This is a genomic window from Stutzerimonas stutzeri, assembly GCF_024448895.1.
Lineage (GTDB): Bacteria > Pseudomonadota > Gammaproteobacteria > Pseudomonadales > Pseudomonadaceae > Stutzerimonas > Stutzerimonas stutzeri_Q.
Map to the genome: position 1 here is coordinate 41,168 of NZ_JAMOIC010000010.1, position 17,221 is coordinate 58,388.

Annotated in this window: 14 protein-coding genes; 4 read left to right on the forward strand and 10 right to left on the reverse strand. The window is 61.9% G+C overall.

What is annotated here, in order from left to right; translation table 11 throughout:
• Positions 1-49: 49 nt before the first annotated feature.
• The 5 genes from NA619_RS13445 to NA619_RS13465 all read right to left on the reverse strand — a co-directional run bounded on the left by NA619_RS13445 (position 50) and on the right by NA619_RS13465 (position 5,678).
• The gene (locus NA619_RS13445; protein ID WP_255962355.1) at positions 50-1,255 is read right to left on the reverse strand and encodes a CaiB/BaiF CoA transferase family protein; all 1,206 of its coding nucleotides are present in this window, start codon (positions 1,253-1,255) and stop codon (positions 50-52) included.
• A 290-nt stretch (positions 1,256-1,545) separates the two neighbouring features.
• Entirely contained in the window at positions 1,546-2,898 is a 1,353-nt protein-coding gene (locus tag NA619_RS13450; protein ID WP_255962356.1) for an MmgE/PrpD family protein, read from the reverse strand.
• Complete coding sequence (locus tag NA619_RS13455; protein WP_255962357.1) at positions 2,895-3,299, reverse strand: VOC family protein; 405 nt, start codon at positions 3,297-3,299, stop codon at positions 2,895-2,897. The genes NA619_RS13450 and NA619_RS13455 overlap by 4 nt, the downstream gene beginning before the upstream one ends.
• Positions 3,300-3,414: 115 nt before the next feature.
• Entirely contained in the window at positions 3,415-4,578 is a 1,164-nt protein-coding gene (locus NA619_RS13460; RefSeq protein WP_255962358.1) for an acyl-CoA dehydrogenase family protein, read from the reverse strand.
• 278 nt (positions 4,579-4,856) lie between these two features.
• Positions 4,857-5,678, reverse strand: a complete 822-nt coding sequence (locus tag NA619_RS13465) for an FAS1-like dehydratase domain-containing protein (protein ID WP_255962359.1) — start codon at positions 5,676-5,678, stop codon at positions 4,857-4,859.
• Positions 5,679-5,799: 121 nt separating this feature from the next.
• Between NA619_RS13465 and NA619_RS13470 the strand changes: the two genes are divergently transcribed.
• The 3 genes from NA619_RS13470 (at position 5,800) to NA619_RS13480 (ending at position 9,571) form a co-directional block, all read left to right on the forward strand.
• The gene (locus NA619_RS13470) at positions 5,800-6,690 is read left to right on the forward strand and encodes a LysR substrate-binding domain-containing protein (RefSeq protein WP_255962360.1); all 891 of its coding nucleotides are present in this window, start codon (positions 5,800-5,802) and stop codon (positions 6,688-6,690) included.
• 86 nt (positions 6,691-6,776) lie between these two features.
• Positions 6,777-8,108, forward strand: a complete 1,332-nt coding sequence (locus NA619_RS13475; RefSeq protein ID WP_255962361.1) for a DUF2254 domain-containing protein — start codon at positions 6,777-6,779, stop codon at positions 8,106-8,108.
• A gap of 155 nt (positions 8,109-8,263) precedes the next feature.
• Positions 8,264-9,571 (forward strand): MFS transporter, encoded by a 1,308-nt coding sequence (locus NA619_RS13480; protein ID WP_255962362.1) that lies wholly within the window; start codon positions 8,264-8,266, stop codon positions 9,569-9,571.
• Positions 9,572-9,618: 47 nt separating this feature from the next.
• On the opposite strand, the gene arfB is transcribed toward NA619_RS13480, so the two are convergent.
• Positions 9,619-10,032 carry an alternative ribosome rescue aminoacyl-tRNA hydrolase ArfB gene (arfB, locus tag NA619_RS13485; protein ID WP_255962363.1) on the reverse strand — a complete coding sequence of 138 codons (414 nt, stop codon included), beginning with the start codon at positions 10,030-10,032 and terminating at the stop codon, positions 9,619-9,621.
• A gap of 137 nt (positions 10,033-10,169) precedes the next feature.
• On the opposite strand from arfB, the gene NA619_RS13490 reads away from it, so the two are divergent.
• Complete coding sequence (locus tag NA619_RS13490) at positions 10,170-11,210, forward strand: metal-dependent hydrolase (RefSeq protein WP_255962364.1); 1,041 nt, start codon at positions 10,170-10,172, stop codon at positions 11,208-11,210.
• On the opposite strand, the gene NA619_RS13495 is transcribed toward NA619_RS13490, so the two are convergent.
• The 4 genes from NA619_RS13495 to NA619_RS13510 form a co-directional block, all read right to left on the reverse strand.
• On the reverse strand, positions 11,197-12,522 hold the full coding sequence (locus NA619_RS13495; RefSeq protein ID WP_255962365.1) for an APC family permease: 1,326 nt from the start codon (positions 12,520-12,522) through the stop codon (positions 11,197-11,199). The two genes, NA619_RS13490 and NA619_RS13495, sit on opposite strands and share 14 nt — an antisense overlap.
• A 182-nt stretch (positions 12,523-12,704) precedes the next feature.
• Positions 12,705-14,654: a HAMP domain-containing methyl-accepting chemotaxis protein gene (locus NA619_RS13500; RefSeq protein WP_255962366.1), complete on the reverse strand. Its 1,950-nt coding sequence runs from the start codon at positions 14,652-14,654 to the stop codon at positions 12,705-12,707.
• Positions 14,655-14,814: 160 nt separating this feature from the next.
• Positions 14,815-16,596 carry an ABC transporter ATP-binding protein gene (locus NA619_RS13505; protein WP_255962367.1) on the reverse strand — a complete coding sequence of 594 codons (1,782 nt, stop codon included), beginning with the start codon at positions 16,594-16,596 and terminating at the stop codon, positions 14,815-14,817.
• Positions 16,589-17,221 (reverse strand): DsbA family protein, encoded by a 633-nt coding sequence (locus NA619_RS13510; protein ID WP_255962368.1) that lies wholly within the window; start codon positions 17,219-17,221, stop codon positions 16,589-16,591. The genes NA619_RS13505 and NA619_RS13510 overlap by 8 nt, the downstream gene beginning before the upstream one ends.

The following is a 17,221-nucleotide window of genomic DNA, read 5'->3' on the forward strand; positions in this document are numbered from 1 at the left end:
AAGCTGGCTCCTACATGGCGGGAGCGGCGTTGCAATACGTTCTGGCGGGTCACACCGTACCCTGTTCGTGCAGACGCTGGATGTCGTCGGCCCCGTATCCCAGCTCCGTCAACAGCGCATCGGTGTGCTGACCGAGCGCAGGAATCGCATCCATACGCGGCGCAAAAGCGCTGTTGCGTCCTGGCGGCAGCAGTGCCGGGAGTTGCCCGGCAGGGCTGCCGACCTCGCTCCAACGCTGACGCGCCTCCAGCTGCGGGTGCGCCCAGACACCGGCCATGTCATTGACGTGGGCGTTGGCGATGGTGGCTGCGTCCAAGCGTTCGATTACGTCGTCAGCGCTCAGGCTGGCGAAGGTCTCGACGATGATCGCGCGCAGTGCCTCGCGGTTTTCCGACCGCTGGGAGTTGCTGCTGAAGCGTTCATCGCTGGTCAATGCAGGCTGGAAAAGCACGTTTTCACAGAACAGCAGCCACTCGCGCTCATTCTGCAGGCCTAGCATGACTGTGCCACCGCCGCCTGTGGGAAACGGTCCGTAGGGATAGATAGTGGCGTGGGCAGCGCCGGCCCGGGGTGGCGGCGGCGCGCCCTCATAGGCGTAGTACATCGGGTAGCCCATCCACTCGACTAGGCTTTCCAGCATGGACACGTCGACGCGACTGCCCTCGCCGGTCTTGTCGCGCAGCATCAGTGCCGAAAGCACGCCGGTATAGGCGTACATGCCGGCCGCGATATCGGCAATGGAGCAGCCGGCCTTGGCCATTTCGGTTTCACCCGGCCCGCCGGTGACGGACAAGAAGCCGCCTTCACTCTGGATCAGCAGGTCGTAGGCCTTCTTCTGCTCGTAGGGGCCGCCCTCGCCGTAGCCGGAGATGTCGCAGACGATCAGCCGCGGGAAGCGCTCGTGCAGTGCCTCGAAGGACAGTCCCATGCGCGCCGCAGCGCCCGGTGCCAGGTTCTGCACCAGCACGTCGGCACCCGCCAGCAGCTGGTCGAGCACCTGCGCGGCGGCGTCCTGCTTCACGTCCAGGCTCAGGCTCTCCTTGGAGCGGTTGGTCCATACGAAGTGAGATGCCAGGCCATCGACGCGCTCGTCATAACCCCGGGCGAAATCACCGGAGCCGGGGCGCTCGATCTTGATCACCCGCGCGCCGAGATCCGCCAGCTGGCGCGTGCAAAACGGCGCGGCAATGGCGTGCTCGAGGCTGACCACGGTGATGCCGTCGAGTGGGCGGGGTTTGGCTTGTATGTCGGTCATGTTCGGTTCCTGCAAATCTGGCGTTGGGTGAAAACGGCAACGCCTTACCAACGCGTGTGTTCAAGCCCTGGGACTCTGGAGTTGGTCAGGTGGATGAGGCTTCGCCGTCATCCACCCTACGATTCAGCTTCTTTTAGGGTGGGCTTCAGTCCACCGGAGCGTGTCGCTGTGGCCCTGCAAATTCGGCGTAGGGTGGAAAACGGCAACGCCTTTTCCACGCGTCTGTTCAAGTCCCCGCGACTCTGGCGACGTTCTGGTGGATGAGGCTTCGCCTTCATCCACCCTACGATTCAGGCCAGTGTGTCCAGCCGCTCCAGCTCGCGCAGCCGCCAGACCTTGTCGATCAGTACCCCCGCCTCGTCATCGCTTCGCGCGCAAGAGAACTGCACCAAGCGGCGGAATTTGTCTTCCAGCTCGGTGCGGCTCAGGGTGTTGCCTGGATCGCCCTTGGGCTCGTCGATTGCGCCGTGCAGCGTGCGGCCGTCGGTGGTGCTTACTTCGACGCGACCGAGCCAGCGCGCCGGATAGGCGCCGTCGACTTCAGGATCAAGGGTCATCGTCACCTTCTCCCGAAATGCGCCCACACGCGGATCGCTGAGCGCATGGCTGTGGAATTCGGTCAGGCCGGCCTTGCCATACAGGGCGATCAACCCGAGCACCGTGCCCATGGAAAACTTGGCTTGATGCACCGTTTGCGGCACGGTCACTCGGCCGAGCACGTCGATGGCGCCCTGATGCACCCGGGTGACGACGCCGGCGATGTCATCCGCCGTCAACCCTTCGCCCTGCATCAACGCCAGCAGTGCATCAGCGGCAGGATGAGTGTGCCGGCAGGAGGCGTGGAACTTGAAGGAGGTTTCCGCCAGCGCCCAGCGGCTGCCGAGGCGATCGGACAGCTTGCCCGGATCGGCATCGCTGGACATACCAGCGGCCATGCCCTGCTCGCCTTCGAGGATGTCCTGCGCGCCGGTCAGGCCATCTGCGGTCAGATACGCGGCGAGCAGACCATCAGCAGCCGCCTTGGCGGTGTGCAGCTGCTTGGAGTCTGCTGCGTCACGAAGAAACTCCCACAGTCCGGCTGCCTGTGTACCGGCGCTACCGAGCAGATGGGTGAACTGATGCTGGTCGAAGTTCATCAGCTTTCCGACAGCCACCGCGGCGGCCAGGGTGCCGACGGTCGCCGTGGTATGAAAGATCCGGTAGTGCGAACGCCCGAGGAATTCGCCGATGCGGATGCCCGCCTCGTAACCGGCTACCGAGGCCACCAGCAGCTCGCGACCGGACTTGCCGAGATCCTGCGCCGCCGCCAGCGCGGCAGGAAACACCACCGTGGCCGGGTGCAACACGGAGCTGTTATGCAGATCATCCTGCTCCACCAGATGTGAACTGGCGGCGTTCACCAGCGCGGCGAAATAGGCCGAGCTGCTCTTGCCGTTCACCAGAATGCGCGCCGGTCCGTCGGCCGGGCCCATCCTCTGCGCGTAACGCTCGAACAACGGAATCGGATGCGATCCGGCACTGGCCAGGGCCGAGCCGAGCCAGTCGAGAAACAGATCCTCGGTGCGTGCAAGCACGGGTTCCGGGACCTGCTCGTAAGCAAGCCCGGCAAGGAATTCGGTCAGGGCACGGGTGTGCTGGCTCATGCGTTAGGCTCCAGCAGATTCTCTAACGGATTGGACAGTTCGATCAGGTTCTGGTCGGGGTCACGCAGGTACACCGAGCGGATCGGTCCGGTCGCGCCGGTGCGCTGCACCGGACCTTCGATGATCGCGACCTGTTGCGCCTGGAGATGGGCGATCACCTGCTCCAGCGGTGTGGCGACGATGAAGCAGAGGTCCGCCGAACCCGGTGTCGGCCGCTCAGCCTTTGGCTCGAACTCGTGCCCGGCCTGGTGCAGGTTGATCTTCTGGTTGCCGAAGGCCAGCGCCTTGCGCCCTTCGCCGAAGGTCACCGCCTGCATGCCGAGCACGCGGGTGAAGAAGTCGATCGTTGCGTCGAGGTCGGCGACGGTCAGCACCAGGTGGTCGAGATGGCTGATATTCATGACGCACTTCCTCTTTTTCGTAGGGTGGAAATCGCGAAGCATTTCCACCACCTGTGTCGCCTGTTCGATACGCGTGGAAAAGGCTTCGCCGCTTTCCACCCTAGATTTGGCTCCGTTAGAACGAGCGCGGCAGCTCCAGCAGATGCTCGGCCACGTACGAAAGAATCAGGTTGGTCGAGATCGGCGCCACCTGGTACAGCCGCGTCTCGCGGAACTTGCGCTCGACGTCGTATTCGTTGGCGAAGCCGAAGCCGCCGTGGGTCTGCAGGCAAGCGTTGGCCGCCTCCCAGCTGGCCTTGGCAGCCAGATACTTGGCCATGTTGGCGGCGGCACCTGCATTACGCCCGGCGTCGTATTCCTCGCAGGCGCGCCAGCGCATCAGGTCGGCGGCTTCTATCTCGATATGCGCTTCGGCGATGGGGAACTGCACGCCCTGGTTCTGCCCGATGGGCCGGCCGAATACGACGCGGTCGCGGGCGTACTGCGCCGACTTCTCGACGAACCAACGGCCATCGCCGATGCATTCGGCGGCGATTAGCGTGCGCTCGGCATTCAGACCGTCGAGGATGTAGCGGAACCCCTTGCCCTCCTCACCGATCAGGCTGCTGGCCGGAATTTCCAGGTTGTCGAAGAACAGCTCGTTGGTCTCGTGATTGACCATGTTGGCGATCGGCTGCACGGTCAGGCCGTTGCCGATGGCTTCACGCAGATCGACCAGGAAGATCGACATGCCCTCCGACTTCTTCTTCACCTCGGCCAGCGGCATGGTGCGCGCCAGCAGGATCATCAGGTCAGAATGCTGAATGCGCGAGATCCACACTTTCTGCCCGTTGATGACGTACTTATCGCCCTGCTTCACCGCGGTGGTCTTGATCTTGGTGGTGTCGGTGCCGGTGGTGGGCTCGGTGACGCCCATGGACTGCAGGCGCAATTCGCCACTGGCCAGCTTTGGCAGGTAGTAGCGCTTCTGTTCTTCGCTGCCGTGTCTGAGCAGGGTGAACATGTTGTACATCTGCCCGTGGACGGTGCCGGAATTGCCGCCGCAGCGGTTCACTTCCTCGAGGATGACCGAGGCTTCAGCCAGCCCAAGCCCAGATCCGCCGTACTCTTCCGGAATCATCGCTGACAGCCAGCCGGCCTCGGTCAGCGCCTTGACGAAGGCGACCGGGAAGCCTTTCTCTTCATCGAGCTTGCGCCAGTATTCGGCGGGAAACTCAGCGCAGAGCGCACGTACGCCTTCGCGGATGGCATTCAGTTCTTCGTTCTTGTGCGGGGTCATCTCGGTTCCTCAAAAACTGGCGATGCTGCATTGCGTATTGCTGATGGGTGGAGAGATGTGGACTTGCACCCATACTTGTCGGCTTGGCCTCTCCCCTCACCCCAGCCCTCTCCCTCAGGGAGAGGGGGCTGCTTATGTGCTTGGCTCGACTGACTGGTGTTGCTTCACTTGGGAAGCTCGCCAGCCACGTATCTCCGCGACCCCCGTCCCCCTGCTGATGCAGTCCCCTCGTCTCCTCCGGGGAGAGGGTTAGGGTGAGGGGGGAAGCACCCACTCGATCAGTCGAATACCACTTCCGCTTTTTGCGCCAGGCCGTTGTGATCGCCGGCCCAGAGTTTGGCCTTACCCAGCTCAACGATTCGGCCTCCGACCTCAAACTGCTGCGGCACCACCAGAGGTCGCAACCCGCGGTAGGCGAAGCGGCGCAAGCGTGCATTCGGGTGGGCACGGCAGAAGGCCCGCAGGTTGAGCGTGGCAATCAATGGGCCGTGCACAACCAGACCCGAGTAGCCCTCGCTTTCAGTGACGTAGGGCCAGTCGTAATGGATGCGGTGGCCGTTGAAGGTGACCGCGGAATAACGGAACAGCAGGGTTGGCGTCGGGGTAACGGCCTCGCGCCAATCGCCGGCGACCATCGGCTCACCGCTGCTGGTTTTCGGCGGGCTAGGTTCGCGGTAGACGATGTCCTGCTCTTCGCGGATGGCCAGGCGCCCGTCCTGGAGATAGTCGTGCTGCACCGTGACGAACAGCAGTGCGCCTGTGCGGCCGTGCTTTTCCTCGATGTGCTTGATGGTGGATAGGCGAGTCGCCTCGGACCCGGCCGTCAAAGGTTCGATGAACTCGACACGCCCGCCGGCCCACATGCGGTTGCGGTTGTCGGCTGGCGGCAGAAACCCACCACGCGCCGGGTGACCGTCTTCGCCCAGGCCAGTTTCGGGCAGGGGCTCCTGAAAGAAGCACCATTGCCACAACGGCGGCAGTGCTTCGCCATGGGCGGGGGTTGCTTCGCCGAGCGTTGCAGCAATGCGCATCAGCAGGTTGCGGCTGAGCTGGTCATGGACCTCTTCGCTGCGGCCGATCCAGGCAGTTACGTCGGTCATCTGAGGCTTCCGGCTGTCTTGTTTCAGAAAGAATGCACGACGCCCGGCATACTGAGAATTTGCAATTACCGAGACCGGCGTTCGGATAAGCTGAACGCCAACTGACTCTTCGAGCTTGCACATGCATTTTGATCTGGCCGATCTTCGCCTGTTCATTCACATCGCCGAATCGCCCAGCCTGACCCAGGGCGCACGCCGCGCCCACCTGTCGCCAGCGGCTGCCAGCGCTCGCATCAAGGCGCTCGAAAGCCAGCTGGACAGCCGCCTGCTGTACCGCGACAGCCGCGGTGTTGAGCTGACGCCGGCCGGGTGCAAGCTGCTGCAGCATGCGCGGCTGATCATGCGTCAGGTTGATTACCTGAAAAGCGAGTTCACCGAATACGGCACCGATGCCGCCGGGCACATCCGCATATTCGCCAATACCACGGCGGTGACCGAGTTCCTCCCGGAAGTGCTGGCCGGCTTTCTCGCTCAACGTCCGGGCGTAACGGTGGATCTGCAGGAACGCCTGAGCCGCGACATCGTGCGAGGTGTGCTGGACGGCAGCACGGACATGGGCATCATCGCAGGCCCCGTGAGCGCCGACGGGCTCCAGGTGCTGCACTTCAGCACGGACAGGTTGCTGCTCGCCGTACCGATCGGCCATGCGGTGTCGAACGAACCACGCGTAACGCTACGCCAGACCTTGAACTATCAGCACATCGGCTTACATGAAGGCAGTACGCTGCTGACCTTCCTGCGCGATCAGGTGGAGAAGTTCGGCGGCCAACTGTTGCTGCGCATTCAACTGTCCAGTTTCGAGGCGGTGTGCCGGATGATCGAGGCCGGTGTCGGCATCGGAATCATTCCCGAATCGGCTGCGCGTCGGCACAGTCGGACCATGAAGCTCGCGCTGGTCGAGCTCGACGAGCCCTGGGCCGTGCGCGAACGCAGTATTCTCGTGCGCGAGCTAGACGCACTGCCTGGTAGTGTTCGCGCCTTGATTGCAGAACTCGCTCCGGCTACAGGCTAACAGCGCTATCGCGCCCGCTACCGAACATTTGCGGTTCCGCACTGCCGAAACCGTTACCTACCTCATCCCGCCCGAACGGAATCTCAATGGCTACGGCTAACAATCGACTGTTCCGCTTTTACCAGCGCATCATCAGCAGCATCGCCTTCTACCCTGCCTTGATCACGCTCGGGCTGGTGCTGCTCTGCGTGGTGAGCATCTGGCTGGAGATGACCTGGCTGCAGGTCTACAAGGAAGATCTCAAGCTGGGCCTGGTGAACAACGCCGAGAACGCGCGACTGATCCTCGGCACGCTGGTGGGCAGCATCGTCTCGCTGATGGTGTTCAGTTTCAGCATGGTGATGGTAGTGCTCAACTCGGCATCATCCACTCTTTCACCACGGGTCATTCCGAGCCTGATCAGCAGCCGCAACCACCAGATCATTCTCGGCATCTACCTGGGCACCATCATCGATTCACTGCTGCTGATCCTCACTATTCAGGAAGGCGACGACATCAATGTGCCCAGCCTGGGTATTTTTCTGGCGCTGGCGTTGGGCGTTATCAGCCTCTGCCTGTTCATCGCCTTTATCCGAGAGATTTCCCAATCGATTCAGGTCGACTACATCCTCAACAACCTGTTCAAGAAGACCTTGGGCGAACTCAAGGCTCAGCAGAAGAAATTCGAAAGTTTGGACCAGCGTCCCAACTGGCCGGATGACCAGGACTGGCCCGTGGTGTGCTCCAGCCGCTCAGGCTACTTCAAGGCGTTCAACAGCGAGGCCGCGAAGGCGCTTCTCGAAGAACACGATTTGCGCATGACCGTTCAAGTGCACAACGGCTTTTTCGTGATGCCTGGGCACCCGTTGTTTCGCCTGAGCAAGGAAGTCGACGATGAGGTGATCAAGACCCTGCTGGATGCCTTCGACTTCTACGTCGAGGAATATGCCAATCAGCATTATTTCTTCGGCTTCAAGCAAATAACCGAGATCGGCAGCAAGGCGCTTAGCCCGGGGATCAACGATCCGGGCACCGCGATCAAGGCCATCGACATGCTCAGCGTGCTGTTCGCCGAGCGGCTGAAGCTGCCGGGCTTTGACATTGCGTTCGAGCCGGACCAGCCGCCTCGTCTATTCTTTACCGAGCTGGAGTTGCAACAGATGCTGCTCGCCGTGCTGGGGCCGCTGCGGCATTACGGCCGGGCCGATACACAGGTCGTGCTAAGCCTGCTGCAGTGCTACAAGAATCTGCTGTATTGCGAGCCTGAGGCGGAGACCGAAGCGGTGTTGCTCAGCCATGCCCGTGCAGTGATCGAGCAGAGCGCCGAGAATATTCATCAGATCCCGGACAGGGAGGCCATTGCGGAATCGATGCAGCGCCTGAACGAGGTGATCAACCACCACGCTGCGCTGGAAATACCGAAGGGCGCGGAATCCTGACGCAAAAATACTGCCCAAGCTGCAACGGGCATCGCCCGACGCGATTGTTTTCGCGCCAACCTGTTCAATTTCAATCAGTTAAGCATTTAACCGGTAACCTTACGAACCGCTCGCCGGGTTGCCATCGTCGTCCTATTTGCCTAGGGTTGTTTGTCATGAAGTCCTTGATTGCCCCCATCAGCTCGCTGCTGGGTGGAGTTGCATTACTACTGCTCGGCCATGGCCTGTTGAATACCCTGCTGACGCTGCGAGGCGTGGCTGAAGGTTATTCGACCGGGCTTATCGGCCTGTTGATGTCCGGCTATTTCGCAGGCTTCCTGATCGGCACATGGCTCGCGCCATCATTGATTCGCCGTGTCGGCCACATCCGTACCTTTTCCTTCTACGCCGCCTTGGCTGCCGTCGCCGTGCTATTGCACGTGATCATCGTCAACCCATGGGTCTGGCTGGTCCTGCGGGTCATGTACGGCGTCGCCCTGGTTACGCTGTACATGGTGATCGAGAGCTGGCTCAACGCGCAGGTCAGCGGCGAAAAGCGCGGTCAGGTTTTCGCGCTGTATATGGCGGTCAACCTCGGCGCATTGGCGGCCGCCCAGCAATTGCTGAGCCTCGACAGCCCGATGAATTTCACGCTATTCGCGCTGGCTGCGATTCTGATCTGTGCGGCGCTGATGCCGATCACCCTCACCCGTCAGGCCCAACCAGCACAGCCGGACATGCCCGCGACCGACCTGCTGCAACTGGCGCGCATCGCCCCGCTGCCTTTGATGGCCGCCGGTATCTCCGGCCTTACGCTCGGTGGCTTCTGGGGTCTGGCCCCGGTTTACGCATCGCAGAGTGGCTTCGATGCGTCCGGCGTCGGCCTTTTGATGAGTGTGACCATTCTCGGCGGTGCGGTACTGCAATGGCCGATCGGGCTGTTCTCAGACAAGCATGACCGTCGCCTGGTGCTGCTCTGGGTCGTCAGCATCGGCGCAGTGATCGGCGCTGCCATGACGCCGCTCACTTCCGGGCCGCTGCTGCTGGGGATGATGTTTCTTTGGGGCGGCCTCGCGTTTTCGATCTACTCGATCGCCGTGGCGCAGATGGTCGACCAGCTGCATCCCGATGAGATTCTTTCCGGTTCTAGCGGCCTGCTCCTGGCCAACGGATTCGGGGCGGCATTCGGCCCGGTGGTTGCCGGTGGCCTGATGAGCTTCTTCGGCCCCAAGGCGCTTCCGGTGTTCTTCGCCGTTACCCTTGCGCTACTGGCGATCTATTCGTTCTTCCGTGCGCGCCGCGTGTTCGATCTGGTCACCGAGCCCCATGGCCACTTCACGCCGATGCTGCGCACCAGCCATACGGTGTTGGAGCTGATGCCCGATACGCCGGAGCACGAGGTCGCCGAGGCGGACATACTCGACGAAGGGCAGCATCCTCGCGAGGAAGAAGAGGTAATCGAGCCGCGCACCGGCACGCTCTGAAGGTCGGTCATTCGCTCCATTCACTGGCGGCGCAACGCCGCCAGTGATCAGAAATCAACCTTGCCGCGGCCCGCCTTGATTGCGCCGCGCTTGGTTTTCCCTTCCAGCCGCCGCTTCTTCGAGCCCAGCGTCGGGCGCGTTGGCCGGCGTGCCTTTTCCACTTTCGTAACGCCCCGAATCAGCTCTGCGAGCCGTTCAAGTGCGTCCGCACGGTTCTGCTCCTGAGTTCGGTACTGCTGCGCCTTGATGACGACCACGCCATCACCCGTGATGCGGCTGTCACGCAACGCCAGCAACCGCTCCTTGTAGAACGGCGGCAATGAGGAGGCGTTTATGTCAAAGCGCAGGTGCAAGGCACTGGAGACCTTATTGACGTTCTGCCCGCCTGCACCCTGGGCACGGATGGCGGTCAGTTCGATTTCGCTGTCAGGTAGCTGCACGCTGTTGGATATCTCGAGCATCGGCCCTTCGTACTAAGAAATTGAACAGATATTGTCCACGAGCAATCCGACGCAGACATCTTTGTATATGATTTTGAACCGCTACAGGCGAGCCGGTTCAGCTACCGTATCCCACCCTGAAACTGACGGAATCCCGCATGGACTCGATAACCCAAGCCCTTCTCGGCGCAACGGTTCAGGCCTCTCTGCTCGGGCGCTGGCAAGGCCGCAAGGCGCTCCTCTACGGCGCCGTGCTGGGCACGCTGCCTGATCTCGACGTCGTGCTCGACTTTGGCGATGCGGTTGCCGACATGACTTATCACCGCGGCTTCAGCCATTCGCTGTTCGTGCTCAGCCTGCTGGCCGTCGGCCTCGCATGGCTGGCACGACGATTCCGTCCGGACCCGAACTATACGGGTACACGCCTGTTCGTGACGATCTGGCTGGTGCTGGTCACCCATGTACTTCTTGACGCTTTTACCAGCGATGGCACGCAACTGCTCTGGCCACTGACCACCCAGCCGGTTGCCTGGTCGAGCGTGTTCATCATCGACCCGATCTACAGTATTCCTCTGCTGCTGGCGGTACTCGCCGGGGCGATCTTTGGATTGCAGGGCCGCACGCCGCGGTGGCCGGCCATAGCACTGGTGCTTTCGACGCTCTACCTGGGCTCCACGCTGGCAGGTAAGCAGATGGCCGAAGCGCGCACCGAACGTGTCATGGCCGAAAGCGGCATCGAGCGCGCGCAGGTGTTCAGTACCCCCACTCCCTTCAACACGCTGTTGTGGCGAGTGATTGTGGTCGATGGTGAAGACTATTACGAAGCGCTGGTCAGCTGGCTGGATAACGATCCGCCTGAACTGGTTCGAATCCCGAGAGGCGAACGCCTGGCCTCCGCCCTGAAAGACTCGCCGCAACATGCGCGCCTGCAGTGGTTTACCGGTGGCGTGCTGCGCTATGACCAGATTGGCGATCAGATTCTGGTCACCGATCTCCGCCTAGGCATGACCGGCTATCATCCTTTCCGCTTCGCGCTTGCCGAGCGCAACGGAGACGGCTGGGCACCAATACCTTATGTCGAGCGCATGCCCGCGGAGCGAGGCGACATGGATCGCCTGAAGCAGATCTGGCAACGCATCTGGCAACAGCAACCGGCGCTGCCGCTCGCCGATTGGGCGGGCGAACTCAGTCGGCGCTAGCGCGCCGGTGTTTTTGCCAACGTCCGAGCGCGTAGAGCACGGCACCGATAGACATCAACAGCGCAGCGCGCAGCCAAGTACCAGCACTCTGTTGCGACAGCAGCAACAGGCACGAGCCGATCGCCAGTATCGGCAGAATGGTCGGTGTCCGAAAATGTGGCTGGTCGACTTTATCCTTGCGCAGCACCAGCACGGCGACATTGGTGCTCATGAAGACGAACAGCAGCAGAAGCACCACCGTCTCGGCAAGCGCTGTGAGCGTACCAGTGACGGTGAGGACCATCGCCAGCAGCGTGGTCACCACGATCGCCAGCCAGGGTGTGCGGCGCTCGGGCAAGACCTTGGTTAGCACGCTCGGCAGCAGGCCTTCGTCAGCCATGCCGTAGGCCAGACGGCTGGCCATGATCATCGTCAACAGCGCGCCATTAGCCACAGCCACCAGCGCAACAGCGGCGAACAACCAGTCGGGCACGGCATAACCGGTGGCGCGCACCACATCAAGCAACGGCGCTGATGAATCGGCGAGCGCATCGGGTGAAAGCACGACCGTTGCGGCGACGCCGACGCCTACGTAGACCAGCCCGGCAACCAGCAAGGCGCTGAACAATGCGCGTGGATAATTTCGGCGTACATCTCTGACCTCTTCAGCCACATTGGCCGAAACCTCGAAGCCCACGAATGAGTAGAACGCGATCAGAGCGGCGCCAAGCACCGCGACCGCCGGCGACACGCCTGGAGTGAATTCCAAAGCACGTGCAGGCTCACCCTGCCCCGCCATGACGAATCGCGCAGCCAGGACCACCACGAAGATCAAACCGGACACCTCGATCACGGTCATCACGGCGTTGGCGCCCAGGGACTCCTTGATGCCTCGCGCATTGAGCAGCGCTATCACCGTCAGAAACACCAGCGCCGTTGGCACCGCCGCGGTGTCGAGAAATGCGCCCAGGTAGTCCCCGCCGAACGCCAGCGACAGGCCCGCCGCGCTGGTGACACCGGCGGCCAGCATGCAGAAGCCCACAAGAAACGACAGCAGCGGTATCCCGAACGCTCGCTCGGCAAACACCGCTGCCCCGCCCGCCTTCGGGTATTTGGTCACCAGTTCAGCGTAGGAAGCCGCCGTTAGCATGGCGAAACCAAGCGCCACCAGCAGCGGCACCCATACTGCACCACCCGCCTCGCCTGCCATCTTGCCGACCAGGGCATAGACGCCCGCACCCAGCACATCGCCGAGGATGAACAGAAACAGGGCCGGCCCTGTGATAGCGCGCTTCAGCCGGGATTCACCCGCTGCAAATACCGTGGTTTTCATGAGCAGGTCGCCTCTTCAAAGAAGGCGAAAAGGGCGAGCAGGCAGGCGTTCAATCGAGCATCTCCAGAGCGTGCGGCATCACCGCGTTCATTTCTCTAGAGCGGGGGAATCTTGTCGGAGTTCAGCGCCAGAAATGACAAAGCCCCGGCGCGGGCCGGGGCTTCGGGTGCAGACAACTACGTTCAGGTGCGGAAACGCGCCACCAAGCCTTGCAGTTCGACGCCCAGTCGCGCCAGCTCAGCGCTCGCTCCAGCGGTCTGCTCGCTACCGCTGGCACTCTGCTCACCGATGTCGCGTACGCGCGTCACGCTCTCGGAGATGTTCTCCGCCACCGCGCTCTGCTCTTCGGCGGACGCCGCAATCTGCTGGTTCATCTGTTCGATGGTCGAGACCGATTCGGTGATCCGTCCGAGCGCGATACCGGCTTCGCTGGCCAGCTCGACCGTGCGTTGGGTCAGGTTGCGACTGGTCTGCATCTGCTCAACCGCTTTCTGTGCCACGCGCTGCAGATTGGCGATCAGGCCTTCGATCTCCTCGGTGGAGTCATGAGTACGACGCGCCAATGCACGGACTTCGTCAGCTACCACGGCGAATCCGCGGCCCTGTTCGCCAGCACGGGCGGCCTCGATGGCGGCGTTGAGTGCCAGCAGGTTGGTCTGCTCGGCAACCGCACGAATCACTTCCAGTACGCTGCCGATACGACCGCTCTCTGTGTTCAGCTCTTCAATCGCATGAGCGGAGTGCTCCACTTCGCCTGACAGACTGTCGATCTGACCGATGGCATCCTTGACGACGAGATCACCCTGACGCGCCTGCTGGTCGGCTTGACGTGCCGCCAGCGACGCCTGCTCGGCGTTGTGTGCGACTTCCTGCACTGTGGCAGCCATCTGATGCATTGCGGTGGCGACCTGATCGGTCTCCTCGCGCTGCTTCTGCACACCGACGCTGGTCTGCGCAGTGACTGCCGAGAGCTGCTCGGCTGCGGCGGCGATCTGGCTGACGCTGCCACCGATGCGGCCGATGAGGGTCCGCAGGCTGTCGGTCATGCCAAACATGGCCTGCTGCAACTGACCAAGCTCATCACGGCGAGTGACGGTCGCTGACGGGGTCAGGTCGCCGTCGGAAACTCGCTGCGCAAGTTGTACCGTGTATCGCAGCGGCACCACGATCATGCGGGAGATCAAAGTCGCTGCGACCAGCCCTAGCACCACGGCCAGCGACGTGATTGCAGCCAACAGCCAGTAAGCGTTGCTGCTCTGGCTCTGCATCGCCTGGTTGGCATCGGCCAGCGCCCGATCTGCGGTATCCAGCACCCGCTGCGCCTGTTGGACCATGGCGCTTTCCAGGTCAACGCGTTGCGAGCGATTGCTGCGGAACTCGGTAAAGGCCGTCTCGTACGAGGCCAGGGCCGCAAGAGCACCGTCCATAGTGGCCTTCTGCTCGTCATTGAGCCAGGTCTTGAGGCTGCTGCCGATCGTGGTGACGTCTGCATAAACCTCTTTCCACTGCTCGACCGCGGCGTCGGAACTGTTTCCGATGAATACGCTTTCGAACGTGCGCAGATCAAGGATGCGCTTGGTCAACCCGGATGCGGCCTCGGCGATGGTCAGCGGATCGCTGCCCTTGAGGTGATCGCCTTCCAGACGCAGGACGCGAACGGCGTCGTACATGTCGAGCTCGATGTACTCGAACTCTTCGCGGCTCTTCTGGGCCGCATCATCCATGTTTGCTCGCAGCGCGACACTCTTGGCAATCAGCACTCCGTAGTCGGCGAACTGGCGCGCATAGTCGGCTGCATCGCTGCGAATCTGCTGAAGCGCCTTTTGCTCCTCGCTGTTTGAGATGGCCGTAAGGTCATCCAGCTCCTGGTTGAGCTTATCCAGCGTGGCGCGTAGTGCCGCAGCCGACGTATCACTGCGCGTCAGCGCGTAATCACGTTCCTGACCGCGAGCATCGAGGATGGCAGCATTTATCGCAGCCAGTTGAGTGCTCTGCGACGAGCGATTGAGGATTGAATCTACGGCCACAAAGCCGGTGGCGGCGACAGCCAATGTCAGCAACAGCACCATGGCAAAGCCGAGTAGGAGCTTCTTACCAACGGAAAGGTTGGCGAAAATATCGACAGACTGCATGGGGGATCCCTAGGAAAAATAAGCGCACGTCTTGGAGTCGGCCGGTATCGACCAAAGTTGAGTGCTAAAGCAGAGCAATTTAATCAGTTTATGATGGCTAGATGCCAGCAACCGATTAACAGAAACGGTCCGATCCGGCAGATGATGCTGCCGAGCCGTTTCAATGCTGTTGCAAATGCCCGTAAAGCTTGGCGTAGAGCCCGCCATCGGCAATCAGCTGCTGGTGATCGCCCTGTTCCGCGATCCGTCCGCCATCAAAGACGAGTACCCGGTCAGCCTGCTTAACCGCCGACAAACGGTGGGCGATGATCAGGGTCGTGCGGCCCTGCAGAAAGCGGTTAAGCCCTTGATGAAGGGCATACTCGGTGGCGGCGTCCAGCGCCGAAGTGGCCTCGTCGAGAATCACAACCTTGGGATCGGCAAGCACCATGCGCGCCACAGCCAGCCGCTGTCGCTGGCCACCTGAAAGCCGCACACCCGAGCGGCCGACAATGCTGTCCAGCCCAGCCGGCAATTGGCGGATGGTTTCAGCCAGCTGGGCGATTTCCAGCGCCTGCCAGCACGCCTGGTCGTCCCGCTCCCGCCCCATCAGCAGGTTGGCACGCACCGTGTCGTTGAACAGCGCCGGATGCTGCAAAACCACCGCGACATTGTCCCGAACCGTCGCCAGCCCGATGTCTTGCACCGCAACCCCGGCGAAGCGGATATGCCCGGCCTGCGGTTGATACAGACCCAGCAGCAGCTGCACCAGGGTGCTCTTGCCGCCGCCGCTGGCACCGACGATGGCAACCTTCTCGCCCGCCGCGATGGACAGATCAAGCCCTTCCAGCACCGGCTCGTCCTGATAGGAGAAACGCAGCCCCTGGACTTCGATGGCGACGGTATCGCGGCCAACGAACGGATCCTGTCCGCCGGGATACTGCGGCTCGTCGGCGCGCGCCAGCAGCTGATTGATGCGGCTCAGCGCACCGCCGGCGGCATAGAAGGCGTATTGCAGATTGAGCAGCTGCTCGACCGGCCCGATCATGAACCAGAGGTAACTGAACACCGCCAGCATCTGGCCGATGGACAGGTCGGAGAAAAGCACTGTGAGCATCGCGGCGGCACGGAAGATGTCGATGCCGAACTGGAACAACAGCCCACTGGCACGATTAGATGCGTCGGTCTTCCATTGCGAAGCCACGGCGTAATCGCGTACTTCCCGGGCACGCAGACCAAGGCGACCAAGGAAGAAACCTTGCCGGTTGCCGGCACGTACTTCCTGAATGGCATCCAGTGTTTCGGTAAGCGCCTGGGTGAACAGCGAGGTGCTGTCGTTTTCCAGCTTTTTCAGGTGCTTCACGCGCTTGCCCAGCTGCACCGTGGCGTAGATCACCAGCGGATTGAACAGCAGGATCAGTAATGCCAGCTTCCAGTGCATCCAGAGCAGAATTCCCGCTGTGCCAGCGATGGAGAGCAACGCCACCAGCAAACGGCTCAACGTCTCGCCGATGAATTTATCGATGGTTTCCAGATCGGTGACCAGGTGTGCGGCAACCGTCCCGCCGCCCAGGCTCTCATACTCGCTCAGGGCGATGCGCTTGAGGCGTTCGATCAGGCGGATTCGAATGCGATACACAAGGTCCTTAGACAGCCGCGCGAACAGCCGCGCCTGCAGCACGTTGAAGACCAACGCAGAGGCTCGCAGCAGCAAGGTGATGCAGAGCATCAGACCGATATAGCCGATGGCGGTCTGCAGGCCGGCGGGCAGGAACCTGTTCATCACCTGCAGTGCCGTGTCGCCCTGCCCCAGCAGCACCTCATCGACCAGCAACGGCAGCAGCAGCGGAATCGGCACGCTGCACAGTGTCGCGAGCACGGCGACAAGATTGGCCAGGATCAGTGCTTTGCGATGATGGAGCGCCAGCCGGCGGATCTCGGCCCAGGTCAGCTGATCAGGCATCGAGATTGTGATCCAACCAGCGTGCCAACAACGGCGACAACGCCTCGATCGGCTGAAAGCCATTGGTCACCAATGCAAGCTGGCCGTCGTGCTCGGCAAGCAAGGTCGGGAAGCCGGCAATTCCAAGGTTACGCGACCAGTCGAAGTCCGCAGCCGTGGCGTCTCGCGCCGCCTGGGAATCGAAGTGGTCGGCGAACTCGATGCGTGGGATGCCAGCTGTCTCGGCCAGTTCGACGAGTTCGGGCACAAGCGTGACGTCACGTCCCTCGACGTAGAAGGCTTGCTGGATCAGCGTCGCGAGCCGCCATGCAGCGTTGGTATCCAGAGCCCTCGCCGCAACCAGCGCGCGACACGCCGGTTCAGTGTCATAGATAAAACCCTCCGGCAGGCCTGCCTCGAAATTGAATGGCTGGCCACTCGCTTCGTGAATGGCATGCCAATAAGAGGCCGTGCGCTCACGGGCCGCCTGATCCATAGCAACTCGCTCCTGACGCAAGCCGCCGACCACAAGATCAGCGCTCACACCGCGCGCCTGCGCCTGCTCGATCAATGCGTGAACGACCGGCGCAAAGCCCCAGCACCATGAACACATCGGGTCCATCACGTAGATCAGTCGGCTGCTCAT